The following is a 15,688-nucleotide window of genomic DNA, read 5'->3' as shown; positions in this document are numbered from 1 at the left end:
TTGTTGATAAGAATGGCTATTTTTTTATCCAATTAAAATAACCTACTGCGGTAAAGGAAAATAGAATGCACTATGGCAACATGCAAGCCTGGCTAGAGTCATCTCAGTTAGCTGGTGCTAATGCCACTTACGTAGAAGAAATGTACGAAAGTTATTTATCTGATCCACAAAACGTTGATGAAGATTGGCGTAATTTGTTCGATCAATTACCAAAAGTTGAAGGGGTTGAAGTTGAAGTTAAGCACTCTGAAGTTCGTGATGAATTTAGAGATGCGGCTAAAAACGCTCACCGTCGTCAAGTTGTGGTACAAGCTGAAAGCTCTGATACTAAACAAGTTCGAGTTTTACAACTGATTAATGCTTATCGTTTTCGTGGGCATCAGCACGCTAATTTAGATCCTTTAGGATTATGGAAACAAGAAAGAGTTCGTGACTTAGAACTTGCTTACCATGACTTAAATGATGAAGATTTAGATAAAGTTTATAATGTAGGATCATTGTCAGTTGGTAGTGAGAAATTATCATTACGCGACATTCATAGTGCATTAGTTAAAACTTATTGTGGTTCGATTGGTGCAGAATACATGCACATTACGTCGACTGATGAAAAACGTTGGTTACAACAACGTTTAGAGTCAATTCAATCAACTGCTAAATTTACAACTGAAGAAAAGCAAAAAATCTATAAAGAATTAGTTGCGGCTGACGGTTTAGAAAAATATTTAGGTTCTAAATTCCCAGGCGCTAAACGATTTTCTTTAGAAGGTGGTGACGCTTTAGTACCAATGCTTAAAGAGTTAATTACTCGTGCAGGTAGTCAAGGAACGAAAGAAGTTGTTATTGGTATGGCTCACCGTGGCCGCTTAAATGTTTTAGTTAATGTTCTAGGTAAAAACCCTTCAATTTTATTTGACGAATTCTCGGGTAAATTTGAGCAAAATTTAGGTTCAGGTGATGTTAAATATCACATGGGTTTCTCTTCTGATTTTGCTACACCAGGTGGTGATGTACATTTAGCATTAGCATTCAACCCATCGCATTTAGAAATCGTTAATCCTGTTGTAATGGGGTCTGTTAGAGCGCGTATGGACCGTCGTGGTTGTTCTGACGGTACACAAGCATTACCTATCACTATTCATGGTGATTCGGCAATAGCAGGACAAGGTGTCGTACAAGAAACGTTCAACTTATCACAAACACGTGCATATCAAGTTGGCGGAACCGTACGTATCGTTGTTAATAACCAGGTTGGTTTCACAACGTCTAACCCTAAAGATACACGCTCAACTCAATATTGTACTGATATTGCGAAAATGGTTCAGGCGCCTATATTCCACGTGAATTCAGATGATCCTGAAGCGGTTATTATCGCAACTCAAATTGCACTTGATTTCCGTAACAAGTTCAAACGTGATGTTGTTATTGATTTAGTTTGTTATCGTCGTCATGGCCATAATGAAGCAGATGAACCAAATGCAACGCAACCAATTATGTATCAAAAGATCAAAAAGCATCCAGTGCCAAAAGATCTTTATGCTAAGCAATTGATTAGTGAAAACGTACTAAACGATAAGAGTGCGGTTAAGGTTTCTGACGAATATCGTGCAGCACTTGATCATGGCGCCTGTGTTGTTGATGAATGGCGTCCTATGATGGAACATTCAGTTGATTGGTCTCCTTATCTTAATCATGATTGGGATATTAAATACAACGGTAGTTTAGCGATTGATAAGCTAACCGATATTGCAAAAACAGTTTCATCATACCCTGAAGAAGTTGTGCCACATTCTCGCGTTAAAAAAGTTTACCAAGATCGTCAAAGCATGGCGAAGGGCGAAAAAGCGATTGATTGGGGCTTTGCCGAAACATTGGCCTATGCATCGCTTGTTGAAGATGGTACTCGGATCCGTATTACAGGGCAGGATGTTGGACGAGGTACATTCTTCCATCGTCATGCTGTTATTCACGACCAAAAAACGGGCACCGGTTATTTACCATTATCAAATATGAGTGCTGACCAAGGTCAAATCGAAATATATGATTCGGTATTATCTGAAGAAGCCGTTTTAGCTTTCGAATATGGTTATGCGACGGCCGAACCGTCAACAATGACGATTTGGGAAGCACAATTTGGTGATTTCGCTAATGGTGCTCAAGTGGTAATCGATCAATTCTTAAGTTCAGGTGAGCAAAAGTGGGGTCGTTTATGCGGACTAACGATGCTTTTACCACACGGTTATGAAGGTCAAGGTCCAGAGCATTCATCTGCTCGTTTAGAGCGCTTTTTACAATTATGTGCCGACCATAACATGCAGGTTTGTGTACCCACAACACCAGCGCAAGTATTTAATATGTTGCGTCGTCAACATGTTCGTCCGATGCGTCGACCATTAATTGTGATGTCACCTAAATCATTATTACGTCACCCGTCAGCAACTTCTACATTAGAAGAGTTAGCCGTTGGTGAATTCCATAACGTTATTGATGAAATTGATGATATTGCGGCTGATAAAGTTGACCGTGTTGTTTTCTGTAGTGGTAAAGTTTATTACGACTTACTTGATGCACGTCGCAAGGCAGAACAAAACAACGTTGTAATCGTACGTTTAGAGCAGCTTTATCCATTCCCACATGCTGAAATGGATGCGATTATCGAAAAATACAGCCATGTTAAAGAATTTGTTTGGTGTCAAGAAGAACCACAAAATCAAGGTGCATGGTATTGTTCACAACACCATTTCTGGAATTCAATTCCAGCGGGTACTAACTTAACTTATGCAGGCCGTGAAGCATCCGCTTCGCCAGCAGTAGGCTACTTAGCAGTTCATAACCTACAACAAAAAGCATTAGTTAATTCTGCACTCGGTTTAGAGAATTAAGGATCCAGTCATGACAATTGAAGTAAAAGTACCCGTATTACCTGAATCAGTAGCTGATGCATCCGTTTCGACTTGGCATGTAAAAGTAGGTGATTCAGTTAAGCGTGATCAAAATTTGGTTGATATTGAAACCGATAAAGTCGTATTAGAAGTAGTTGCGCAAGAAGACGGCGTAGTTACAGAAATCTTACATTCTGAAGGCGATACTGTTTTAGGCGAGCAAATCATTGCTAAAATCAGCGCTGAAGGTGCAGTTGCACCGGCAGCAGCTCCTGCAGAATCTATTCAACAAAACACTCAACAAGTAAAAGGTGAGACGGTGGAAATTTTAGTTCCTGTATTACCAGAGTCAGTAGCTGATGCAAGCATCGCTACATGGCATGTTCAAGCTGGTGAAGCGGTATCTCGAGATCAAAATTTAGTTGATATCGAAACAGACAAAGTAGTTTTAGAAGTAGTAGCTCAAGCTGATGGCGTTGTTACTGAAATTTTACAAGAAGAAGGTGCAACAGTAACTGGCGAGCAAGTGATTGCGAGATTAGTTGCGGGTGCTGCACCGGCTGCCGCCGCGCCTGCAGCCGCTCCAGAAGCATCCGCTTCTGCAGATGATAAAGGTGATGCGTTAAGCCCATCTGTTCGTCGTGCACTAGCCGAAAACGGAATTAGCACAGAAGAAGCGGCTAAAGTTAAAGGCACGGGTGTTGATGGTCGTTTAACTAAAGAAGACGTTGACGCTTACGTTAAATCTAAAGCCGCTAAACCAGCTGCTGCGAAAAGTGAAGCTGTTGCCGTTCCTGCTGGCGACCGTTCACAAAAACGTGTTCCAATGACGCGTTTACGTAAAACCATTGCTAATCGTCTACTAGAAGCTAAAAACTCGACAGCGATGTTAACGACGTTTAACGAAGTTAACATGAAGCCAATCATGGATATCCGTAAGAAATATAAAGATATCTTTGAAGAGAAGCACGGTGTTCGTTTAGGCTTTATGTCTTTCTTTACTAAAGCCGTAACAGAAGCATTAAAGCGTTACCCTGCAATCAACGCATCAATTGATGGCGATGACATCGTATATCATAACTATTTCGATGTAAGCATGGCAGTATCGACTCCACGTGGTTTAGTGACACCTGTTTTACGTGATGCTGACCAACTTGGTTTAGGCGAAATTGAAAAAGGTATTCGTGAATTAGCCCTTAAAGGCCGTGATGGTAAATTAACCATGGACGACATGACAGGTGGTAACTTCACTATTACTAATGGTGGTGTTTTTGGTTCATTAATATCAACGCCAATCATTAATTTACCGCAGTCGGCTATTTTGGGTATGCACAAAATCCAAGAGCGTCCAATGGCTGTAAACGGTAAAGTAGAAATCTTACCAATGATGTATTTAGCATTATCTTACGATCACCGTTTAGTTGATGGCAAAGAGTCAGTTGGATTCTTAGTCACAATTAAAGAGTTGCTTGAAGATCCTACTCGCTTAATTCTTGATTTATAAGCTTATATATTAGCTTTCATTAAGCATGCCTAATTATTTAGGTATGCTTAATATTACCTACATAAATCAAATGTATGTTGAAAATATCGATAACGATAAGACATTCAACTTTCACACAGGTTAAACTACTGACTTATTCACGTGTTAGTACAACGATAAGTTGTTAGTAACCAAAATCAAACACATCAATAAACGGAAAATTAGTCATGAATTTGCATGAATATCAAGGCAAGCAGTTATTCGCTCAATATGGGCTACCTGTTTCCATAGGTATCGCAGCTGAAACTCCAGCTGAAGCAGTTGCCGCTGCTGATCAGTTAGGTCTAGATACTTACGTTGCTAAAGCTCAAGTACACGCCGGTGGCCGTGGTAAAGCGGGTGGCGTTAAAGTAGTTAAGTCTAAAGACGAAATCAAAGAGTTCGCTGAAAAATGGTTAGGTAACAACCTTGTTACTTATCAAACAGATGAAAAAGGTCAACCAGTAAGCCGCATTTTACTTGAGCCATTAACTGATATCGCTCAAGAGTTATACTTAGGTGCTGTTGTTGATCGTGGCACTCGCCGCATCGTATTCATGGCTTCAACAGAAGGTGGTGTTGAGATTGAGAAAGTGGCTGAAGAAACGCCAGAAAAAATCTTAAAAGCCACTATCGACCCACTTGTTGGTGCACAACCTTATCAAGCACGTGATTTAGCATTCAAATTAGGCTTAGAAGGCAAGCAAGTTTCACAATTTGTTAAAATCTTCTTAGGTTTAGCCAAATTATTCCAAGAAAAAGATGTTGAATTAATCGAAATCAACCCACTTGTTATTACGGGTGCCGGTGATTTACATTGTTTAGATGCTAAAGTTGCAATCGATAGTAATGCTGTTGGTCGTCACCCAGACATCAAAGAAATGCACGATCCTTCTCAAGAAGATGCTCGCGAAGCAGATGCTGCTAAGTGGGAATTAAACTATGTAGCATTAGACGGCAACGTGGGTTGTATGGTTAATGGCGCTGGTTTAGCAATGGGTACAATGGATATCGTTAACTTAAACGGTGGCAGCCCAGCTAACTTCTTAGATGTTGGTGGCGGAGCAACTAAAGAACGTGTTGCTGAAGCATTCAAAATCATTCTTTCTGACTCAAATGTTAAAGCTGTTTTAGTTAACATTTTTGGTGGTATCGTTCGTTGTGACATGATCGCTGAAGGTATTATTGCAGCGGTTAAAGAAGTGGGTGTTAAAGTACCTGTTGTTGTACGTTTAGAAGGTACAAACGCTGATGCAGGACGTGAAGTTCTTGCAAACTCAGACGTAGACATCATTGCAGCTCCAAGCTTACAAGAAGCTGCTGAATTAGTTGTTAAAGCAGCGGAGGCCAAATAATGTCTGTACTAATTAATAAAGATACTAAAGTTATCTGTCAAGGTTTCACGGGTTCACAAGGTACTTTCCATTCACAGCAAGCTATCGAGTATGGTACGCAAATGGTTGGTGGTGTTACACCTGGTAAAGGCGGTCAAGAACATTTAGGCCTTCCAGTATTTAACACTGTTGCTGAAGCTGTTGAGAAAACAGGCGCTACTGCGTCAGTAATCTATGTTCCTGCTGCATTCTGTAAAGATTCAATCTTAGAAGCAGCTAACAGCGGTATTACATTAATCGTTTGTATTACGGAAGGTGTTCCAACATTAGATATGTTAGACGCTAAAGTAAAATGTGACGAGTTAGGTGTACGTTTAATCGGTCCTAACTGCCCAGGTGTTATCACGCCAGGCGAATGTAAAATAGGCATCATGCCTGGTCACATTCACTTACCAGGTAAAGTCGGTATTGTATCTCGTTCAGGTACTTTAACTTATGAAGCGGTTAAGCAAACAACTGATGCTGGTTTTGGTCAGTCTACTTGTGTTGGTATCGGTGGTGATCCAATCCCAGGTACTAACTTCATCGACGTTCTAGAAATGTTCGAAAAAGATCCACAAACTGAAGCAATCGTAATGATTGGTGAAATCGGTGGAACAGCTGAAGAAGAAGCTGCAGCTTACATTGCTGAAAATGTAACTAAGCCTGTCGTATCTTACATTGCAGGTGTTACGGCTCCTCCAGGTAAGCGTATGGGTCATGCTGGTGCAATTATCTCTGGTGGTAAAGGTACTGCTGATGATAAATTTGCAGCATTAGAAGCAGCGGGTGTTAAAACGGTTCGCTCTCTAGCTGAAATCGGTAAAGCATTAGCTGAGAAAACAGGCTGGTAAGCTCTGTTTCTAGTTAACAAAAACCTGCTCACATAAATGAGCAGGTTTTTTTATGCCTAAAATATTAAAACTGTTTTTATATACAGTTATGGTTGGCTATACTCTTTAATGAATTGCCCCAAACCGTGATCATTTAAATCATACGAATACATGATGAGTAAACCTAGAAAAATTATACACATTGATATGGACTGTTTTTTTGCTGCCGTCGAAATGCGAGAAAACCCCGCACTCAGCAACCTACCTATTGCGGTAGGAGGATCTTCTGATCGACGTGGTGTATTATCAACTTGTAATTATTTAGCTCGAAAATATGGTGTTAGGTCTGCGATGGCAACGGCACATGCACTTAAATTATGCCCTGATTTAGTTGTGGTGCCTGGCAGTATGGCGCTCTATAAAAGTATATCTCAACAAATACGCGATATTTTTTTACGTTACACCCCTTTAATCGAACCTTTATCACTCGATGAAGCGTATTTAGATGTATCTGATTGCAAATTATTTCAGGGAAGTGCGACCTTAATTGCCGAATCCATCAGAAGAGACATTGAAGTTGAAACCGGTTTAACAGCTTCAGCTGGTGTTGCACCCAACAAATTTATTGCTAAAATTGCGAGTGACGAAAACAAACCAAATGGTATTTGTGTGATACCACCGCATAAAGTGAGTGAATTCGTTGATAAATTACCTTTACGTAAAATACCTGGGGTTGGTAAAGTCACAGCCGAGAAACTCAAATCATTAGGCTTAAACACAACCGCAGATGTGAGATCTTATCCATTTGATGGTTTAGAGCAAGCTTGCGGTAAACTCGCTAAAAGCTTACTAGATAAAAGCCACGGTATCGATGATCGAGAATTATCACTTGACCGTGTTAGGAAGTCAGTTGGTGTAGAACACACATTAAGTCATGATATTTACAGTCGTGACCAAGTTTTACGCGTAATAAAGCAGCTATTGCCTGAATTGAATAGTCGATTTGCTAAGCATAAACGAGATTCTGTTGTACACAAACAAGTGATTAAACTTAAGTTTGATGACTTCAAAACGACCACGATCGAAAAAATATCACCCACCCTAAACGAATCTTTATTTAGTGAATTATTAACAGGCGCGTTATTAAGACAAGAAAATCGAGGTATTAGACTGGTGGGTATCAGTTTAGGGTTAGCAAAACCACAAACTCAGAAGCAAATGGTATTTGATTTTTTATAATCAATACATGAGTACGTGTTTAGCTATTTAAAAATTTCATTATTTATTAAAGATAATAATGGCTATAGCTTATATAAGTCTAAATGTGAGGGGATAAGACGTATCACATAAGGGGAGTAAACATGGACAATAGTAGAGAAGGGCGTTTTTATTTCGCTTGGTATAATCAAATCTCCCAGTAAAGTTCTATCGTTGTATTAAGCAGAACGCTCGGTTTGACATTCATATGAGCCCATTTCGAATTCACGACAAATCCAAGGGCGATTTTCGTAAATGGTACACATAAACGTGTCACGATCTAATGCCGAACACCAACCATCATCTAATCGCAACATAGTTTCACTGCCCCATTTATCACGCGCTATATGCTCATCGGGTACGCCTGTATCGGTAATGATCATCACTTCTAAACGGCAGCAGCAAGCTTTACAAGTTGAGCAGGTAATATCAGCGTTTGGTATTTCTATAATATCTATGGTCATACGTGTCATCTAATTAGGCAATGGCGTAGTTTAACGTAACTCAACCGGATTAAACATGCATTTTAGTTTATAGTCTTTTCGCTCAGGTTTTATGGTTCATTGTCAGCGCTTACTCGCCCCAATCACATAATAGAGCATATGCTCGTGGGGTCTCGAAGCTTGACGGCTTCCCCTAAACCCCGATGGCTTTGACTATACCTAATGCACAAACTTAAACCCCTTCAATTATGACAAATTGATCAAAATACGTAATATGAGAAATGGACACTTTGTAATAACAACTAAAACATAATATTTGATTTAAACAATGCAGTGGTATTGCCTATAAGCGACAGGTGTATCTTACTTTTTTAGACCTGCTAATAACAGATCTTCTTATTTAACATACTTTACAGGTTGGTGTTGGCTTACTTACTTTACTTTTTTTGGCAAAGGGCAAAGGGCAAAGGGCAAATGAAGATGTAAGGTAAATGGGTTTACTTTTTTATTTAAACAAAACAATCTGCCTAACCAAAAAAGCAATGGTGTTTGTCTTGGCTAACAATCTCTAAAAAAGATTCAAATAACTTAACGGTTGGGGTTGGTTGATATACGTGCCATTTAAGGTCGGATTTAAGCCAAAAAATATTCCAATTATTTTGTGATTTAACATAAGTTGCTTTGGCAAAAGGCGCTTCAATTTTGATATTTTGATCACGAAAATCAGGTCTAATCTCAAAGATTTCCACCGTTTGATTTTCAATTTTATAACTAATATCAATTTGATCCCGTAAATGCATAGGTGGACGATGTTCGGTTAAAAATTTATTTAATTCGCGTTCACATCGTTTTATCTCAAACTCACTAATTGCCACTAATGATTAACTCCTTTTAGTTATGCAAAATATTCAGCTTCAAAGATAATACTAGAATATAAAGCAAAAATGCACTATTAATTCAGCAAGATACACATTGAATTAAAATGCGCTTAAGGTCACATACAAGGTTTTATTTTTAACTTCGATCGATTCTAAAGCGGCTTTAGCCAGTTTATGTTTTAGATTATTATCTTTAAATTTATAAATAGGGTAAATAGTCATGGCTTTAGTCATCGCTAATTGTGCTAATTGTTTCACTTTAGCGGTAAATTTTTCAGGTACGTCATCAACTTCTAATTTTTCAATGATCGGATCATGAAAATGAAACGCGCCTGTATCCGTATTATAACTTAACGACCCCTTTATTTTTGCGCGGCCAGAACCTTGAATGCCGCCTGGCATCATTGCGGTTACATGCGTAAATATACCAATTTTGTTACTGTCTTGACTTAACGTGACCTGTGGATCAGACAATATAATTGTGACAAACAATCGCTTTTTTTTCATCGGCATCATTGCGGACACTTTTTGCTGTAAGGCTTGCTCAGTGAGCTCTACTGTATATGAAAAAGCAAAAGCGCATTGAGAGGCCAACAATAACGTCATACACAATAAAATTCGGTTCATAGCGCCTCCAAAAAGCGTTGGGCCGTTATACAATTTAACATGAGTGACTATTAAATCAATAATTTAAAAACGTGTGTTTAAATTGCTTACAAAAAGGCCTGACAGAACCGTATTTTAAATAACCAGTATTATCAATAGAATATGAATACGATATTGATAATGTGTATTAGCTAAATTATTTACCACCTGATGATATTAATTTATTAACAATTCATAATCACGTGGCTTTAAATTTACAGGCCAACGGGGTTATACCGGTTGATGTCATTACTCATGTTGACTGAGGTATTGCCGCTTATCGGCTTGTTAATTAAGTTAAATGTGTTCTCCATGGCTACCATTCAAGTGGGTATAGCAATGATAAAAGACTAATACCAATTCATATAAATAAGTGATCTCTCAGAATGCATCCAGCGGTTTTTGAACAAGGCGTCGGTGTACAGGAATGGTTGTTCCCTTTCAAATACCGATAACGCAGGTCAAAAGCCGCTGGGGCATTCCTTTCAGGCGAGTTTTAAATGCGCTTACTCTGTGTTGCTCGAACTCAAAAGAGCACCACTATTCTTTCATTTTAGCGCATTTAAACGCTCGCTGAGTGGGCACTTATTATTACGGATTGGTATAAGCACTTGCAGCGTTTAAATTAGCTTATTATTGACGATTACTTTGTAAATTAACGATTAATCGCCACACTTAACACGGCATCGAGCCTATTTGTATGATGAAACCGGCGGCACAAGTCCATCATTTATAGCTTGTTTTACTCGGCTGATTTTTATGTTGCATTTGTTAGGGTAGATACCACCGATGGTAATCTCTAACTTTACTCGAGGATATTAATCGTTCTGGCTGTCACTCGGTTCAATGTCAGGCTTTAAGCAACGATCAACGTTAACATTAACGATAATATTAACGATATTTTTAGCGGTTAAACTAGCGAATAATAAAGCGCATCTTAATTGCTTTTAGCGTTTAACATAAATCCGTTACGGTTTGCTTTAAGTAAGCGGCTCTTTGCTTTTTATCGAGTTTAGGCTTGCTTGCTTTTGATATTGTTTGGTTAGCGCTTGGGATGAGCTTACCGATTGCGATATCGATCGTGCCAATTGATGGATATTGATGTGCAGGAGACCAAGCTTGAAAAGCGCCTTTAATCCCTATCGGCAAAACAGGAACTTGAGTTTTTTCTTGTATAATAACGACGCCTGCTTTGAAATCGGCTATTTGGCCATCTCGTGCGCGTGTCCCTTCAGGATAAATAACCACGATTTCGCCTTTTTCTAAGAGCTGTATTGCGGTATTAATTGCACTTCTTCCGCCTTTATCTCTATCAATAGGATATGCGCCTAAATAAGAAATTATTTTAGCAAAAATGGGAGAATTAAAATGTTCGATTTTAGAAATGAATTTTGCTCGTCTACCGGTCATTAAACCAATTAAAGGATAAAGCATGTAATGGTCTAAGTAACTGGTGTGGTTAGCAATTACAATGCATCCGCCATTTTTAGGTATATGTTGCCAACCGGTAAATTGGCCTAAATATAAACGAGCGATCGGCAAAAATACACGAATGCTCCAATGACGTTTTGGTATATGCCAGTTGCATACCGTAATTTTGTTTTTACTGGCCCATTTTGCCAGTGCATTATTAGGATTAACAACATACGCTCTATCGGCGCAGTTGAGCATGGGGATGTCCCACTTCGAATTACCATAAGCAATGACTTTTCCGTAGCCTGTTGTTGAACGTGCCAAAAAGTCTTTTAGTATTTGAGCTTTACGTGCGCCATCGACAAAATCAATTATTTGTCCGGTTAATCGGCCCTCTCTGATATTAAGCTGAGTTGCAAATGTGTATTTTACGCCCAGCAATTGTGCTATTTGTTCAACAACGGGCGACCAAGACGCTGATATAATGATGATATCGGTTTGTTTGGTTGGCAACTGATTAATAATATGTTGCGCGGCAGGAAATATTTGCCGCCATAAAAAAGGGGACAGGTGTTGTTCTAAAATTGCGCGCAGTTTGTCTTGCCGCATGCCTCGATAACGTGAATATAAAAATTGATTAAAGCGTTTATTATCGGTTTTATATAAAAAGAAGAAATAAGGAATTTGAATAAGAAACAGTAAACGCCAAAATACCCCTTTTATAAAGTGATAATAGTGCACTTTAAATATATAAAGTTGATGTAGTGCGTTTGTTGCTGTTAATGTTCCATCAAAGTCAAAACAAACAAGTGTTTTATAGGCGGGTATTCCTTTACCTAAATTATTAGAATTCATCATAACTGCTTATTAATATAGTCTTCTCGCTCAGTTTTTATGGTTCATTGTCAGCGCTTACTCGCCCCAATCACATAGTAGAGCATATGCTCATGGGGTCTCGAAGCTTGCCTGCATGGATGCAGGTAAGGGGCGAGAGCAGGACGCGGTAGCTTTGACGGCTTCCCCTAAAACCCGATCGCTTTGACTATAATAAAGGGAATTAAGTCGCGACCACTTAGGTTACGTTAGCGCTCATAATATAACGCCTAATATGGGTGTTTTCAAACCTTTGTAATTAAAAATCAGCTAGTTAAACGTGTTTTATCGAACCGTTTAAAGTAAAAAAGCGCGTCACCCCAAATAATCACAGGGTGCGCGCTTGGCTTTTACAAACAAAAAATTGACTCTATTTGAACGTTAAACCGTTCTTTGAGGTTAGAAGGTATAACGAATACCAATACGCATTTCCCACAAAGAAGGTATTTGCGCTTCTGTACCCACATTGCTCGCATTAAACTGGGTGTATTCGTATTGACCTTGGTCATTTATATTGGCCGAAATTAACCGATTACCCACAAAATCACCTTCTTCAATTACACCCCATTCATCATTGAGTAAGTTGCCTACATTTTTAATCACGAAGAAGACTTGTCCACGGTGATCATCTTGAAAGCCTGGGATTTCTTGCGATACCTTAAAATCAAATTTAGTATACCAGTCGGCATTTATTTCATTGCGATCTAATATTTGGCCACGTGTTAGCCCTTCTGATTCAATAAATTGATTAAATGCGGTTTGGTCAAAGCTATCGGCATAAGTGACTGTTGGGTCGTTCTCGAGTGGTACGTAGATTAATTGACGAGAGCCATTCCAATTGTTGTCGCCAAACATGCCGTCGCTGCGTTCAAATGTATATGAGTAAGGTTGGCCTTCACTAGCTTGCCCAAATACGTTAAAGCGTGTTTTGTAACCCGAGATAAACTCGGCGCTGTAACCCAGTTGGAGTGTAAAGCGATGTGGTATTTCGTAATCAGATGTAGCGATACCCGGGTTGCCAGGGTTGGTTACGGCTAAATTGCCATAATTTGAACCCGCTACTGAGCTTGTCATTGGACTTACATCTTCAGCTTGGGTATACGAATAGGCCACCGTAAAATCAAAGCCATTATCATAATTTTTACTTAACGCCGCAGAGATAACTGTGCTTTCTCCATCGTCACCTTCAACATTGCTTAATACGTATTCACTATAGCGACCCTCTACACTTTGCGTATAAATAGGTCGGCCATCAGGCGCTGTTTGGTCGGTTATTTTAAGTGATGCATCTTTTATGATCGCAGAATCTTGTTTTTGACTGTGTAAAAAATCGAGCGCGATGATGTAATCATCGGCGGTGCTATAAGTGGCACCTAAAGCATATTTCCATTCAGATGGAACTTCAAAATTAGGATTTATGGCGTTCACACTGCCATCACCACTACCAACGGGAGTATTAGCTATTTCGTCATACATTGATTGCGGCACTTCAAAAATAGGTTTGCCATTGTTTACCATTGGCGTGTTAAATAAATTAACACCGCGCTCTTGTAACGCTATTTGCGTTATACCATCATTTTGATACGAGTTTGCAACCCATACATTGGGGTTGCCGCCAGAATATAAACCAATACCGCCACGCACTTCTAATTGCTCGTTAGCGTTCCATTTAAAGCCTAAGCGGGGTTGCAGTAAATCAAGGCCGTCCATACTTTTTGCGTTACTGAAACCATAACGAGTGGCAAATTTTTGATTGTGACGTGGTTCATCATCGCTGGTGTATTGATCGTAGCGTAAACCAAACGTTAATGATAAATGGTGCTCGGGTAGGGTGAACTCATCTTGTAAATAAAATGTGTGTTGGGCAAACGAAAATTCAGCCGCTACGTCAAGTGGGTTGCTAGTGCCGGCTGAATTGTTGTAATAAATACGGGCTGCATCGCCGGTTTCAAAATCATCAATCGAATCAAAACGAAATTCACCTTGAGTGTGTTGCATAAACAAGTTGAATACGTTGAGTTTTTCAAGCTCATAACCGGCGGTTAACGTATGGTTTTCTAGGTAATAATTAGCCGCAAATTTAAACGTTAAACTGTCCCAATCTAGATCGTTTGTTTGACGTGAATCATCTGGACCTAAGAATAAAGTATTGCCGTTATGACGAATTTGTACTTCGCCAAAACTGCTAGCGGCATCTAACGATTGCTGACGCATATCGAGCTCGCTTTTGCCAATGCGAATTTCAGTTGATAGTTTGTCTGACCAGTCTGAGTAGAGTGAACCAACAAGTGACGTAAACTCTGCGCCGCGCTCAAAAAAGTGACTGTCGAGTGTAACCGCCCAATCGTCTGATTGATTTAATCTAAAGCCATCGTTGTAGTTGTATACCACACTCGCACGATGATCATTGTTGATATTCCAATCAAGTTTGATCAACATTTTTTCATCATCGACTGGCATGCTGCCCGGAGTGCCGCCAATATCGTAGTCATATACATCTTTGGCTATTTGACGAATACGTGAAATGTCGGTTTGTGATATGTCTTTTTCAGGGTCGTTGCCTAAACCGGGGTAACTAAATAATTCAGCCCCTTTTAGCGCTTCGTATGAGGCAAATAAAAATAATTCATCTTCGATGAGCGGTAAGCCTACGTTAAAGCCGTAGCGTTTTTCGGTGAAGTCACCGGTGTCTACCGCTTCGCCATTGAGCTTGTCGCCAGTCATTGAGTCATTGGTATAATCGATAAACACACTACCGTGCACCTCGTTACCGCCAGATTTTGTAACGGCGTTAAAGTTACACGATGTAAAGCCACCGTATTTTACATCAAAAGGGGCGAGTTCGATGGTCACTTGGTCGATTGCATCGTATGAAAACGGTGCTCTCACCGTAGGGTAGCCATTGGCGTTAAGGCCGAAGTTGTCGTTCATGCGCACCCCATCAACCGTTAAGCTGTTAAATTTGGGGTTGCCGCCACCACATTGTATCGCATCGTCTCCTTCACCTTCATCAATATAAACACGCGGGTCAGCTCTAACAATATCTTTTAAATCACGACTGATTGCTGGCGCGTTTTCTAAATTATCTAAGGTGAATGTGGTTGATGGTCCGGTGCCGCCAGCAACGTTATCGAGCATTTGGCCTATCGAGACCACTTCTTCCATTGCGGCTTCTGTGCCGAGTTGAACATTAAGCGGATACGTTTTACCTAATGATAAAAACACACCTTTAATTTGTTGGTCTTTGTATTTGTCAGAATCGACTGTGATTTTATAAGGGCCGCCTACACGTAGCCCTTTTGCAACAAAAGTACCGGCTTCGTTTACGGTAGTTGTTTTGGTTGATTGCGAAGGTACATGCACAATTTTAATAATAGTGCCCGCTGCAGGTGTTCCGGCGGGTGTAGAGATCTGCCCTTTAATGGCCGATGAAGTGTCGTTGGCAACCGCGACTTGGCTTAAGCCTAAACCCGCTGTAACCGCTAGGCTAAGTAAAGTTTTGTTATAACGTGTTTTCATGGTGTGTCCTACTTTAAGTTTGTAATTGGATTAATTGTGTTAGATTTAATTAT

Annotated in this window: 10 protein-coding genes; 5 read left to right on the top strand and 5 right to left on the bottom strand. The window is 39.7% G+C overall.

All coding sequences use genetic code 11. From position 1 onward, the window contains the following. Positions 1–65: 65 nt before the first annotated feature. From sucA to dinB, 5 genes are all read left to right on the top strand, one after another. Positions 66–2,879 (top strand): 2-oxoglutarate dehydrogenase E1 component, encoded by a 2,814-nt coding sequence (gene sucA, locus DPX34_RS10740; RefSeq protein WP_111978429.1) that lies wholly within the window; start codon positions 66–68, stop codon positions 2,877–2,879. A 10-nt stretch (positions 2,880–2,889) separates the two neighbouring features. Next, a complete protein-coding gene (gene odhB, locus DPX34_RS10735) occupies positions 2,890–4,383 on the top strand; it encodes a 2-oxoglutarate dehydrogenase complex dihydrolipoyllysine-residue succinyltransferase (protein ID WP_111978428.1) in 1,494 nt (497 codons plus the stop codon). Positions 4,384–4,589: 206 nt separating this feature from the next. Further along, on the top strand, positions 4,590–5,756 hold the full coding sequence (gene sucC, locus DPX34_RS10730; protein WP_111978427.1) for an ADP-forming succinate--CoA ligase subunit beta: 1,167 nt from the start codon (positions 4,590–4,592) through the stop codon (positions 5,754–5,756). Beyond that, positions 5,756–6,628: a succinate--CoA ligase subunit alpha gene (sucD, locus tag DPX34_RS10725; protein WP_111978426.1), complete on the top strand. Its 873-nt coding sequence runs from the start codon at positions 5,756–5,758 to the stop codon at positions 6,626–6,628. The genes sucC and sucD overlap by 1 nt, the downstream gene beginning before the upstream one ends. Before the next feature lie 153 nt (positions 6,629–6,781). After that, entirely contained in the window at positions 6,782–7,846 is a 1,065-nt protein-coding gene (dinB, locus tag DPX34_RS10720; protein ID WP_111978425.1) for a DNA polymerase IV, read from the top strand. A gap of 197 nt (positions 7,847–8,043) precedes the next feature. Here the strand turns inward: dinB and DPX34_RS10715 are convergent, their stop codons facing one another. The 5 genes from DPX34_RS10715 to DPX34_RS10690 form a co-directional block, all read right to left on the bottom strand. Further along, a complete protein-coding gene (locus DPX34_RS10715; protein WP_111978424.1) occupies positions 8,044–8,328 on the bottom strand; it encodes a YkgJ family cysteine cluster protein in 285 nt (94 codons plus the stop codon). A gap of 506 nt (positions 8,329–8,834) precedes the next feature. Beyond that, positions 8,835–9,182 (bottom strand): DUF3024 domain-containing protein, encoded by a 348-nt coding sequence (locus tag DPX34_RS10710; RefSeq protein ID WP_111978423.1) that lies wholly within the window; start codon positions 9,180–9,182, stop codon positions 8,835–8,837. Between the two features lie 102 nt (positions 9,183–9,284). Then, positions 9,285–9,812, bottom strand: a complete 528-nt coding sequence (locus DPX34_RS10705) for a DUF1439 domain-containing protein (protein WP_111978422.1) — start codon at positions 9,810–9,812, stop codon at positions 9,285–9,287. Between the two features lie 972 nt (positions 9,813–10,784). Further along, positions 10,785–12,098, bottom strand: a complete 1,314-nt coding sequence (locus DPX34_RS10695) for an HAD-IB family hydrolase (RefSeq protein ID WP_198673681.1) — start codon at positions 12,096–12,098, stop codon at positions 10,785–10,787. A 417-nt stretch (positions 12,099–12,515) separates the two neighbouring features. Next, entirely contained in the window at positions 12,516–15,635 is a 3,120-nt protein-coding gene (locus DPX34_RS10690; RefSeq protein ID WP_111978420.1) for a TonB-dependent receptor, read from the bottom strand. Positions 15,636–15,688: the final 53 nt, after the last annotated feature.

Origin of the sequence: Algibacillus agarilyticus (assembly GCF_003286125.1) — a bacterium.
Classification (GTDB): domain Bacteria; phylum Pseudomonadota; class Gammaproteobacteria; order Enterobacterales; family Alteromonadaceae; genus Algibacillus; species Algibacillus agarilyticus.
The sequence above is the reverse complement of the archived record's forward strand: the minus strand, read 5'-3'. Positions and strand labels throughout refer to the sequence as shown.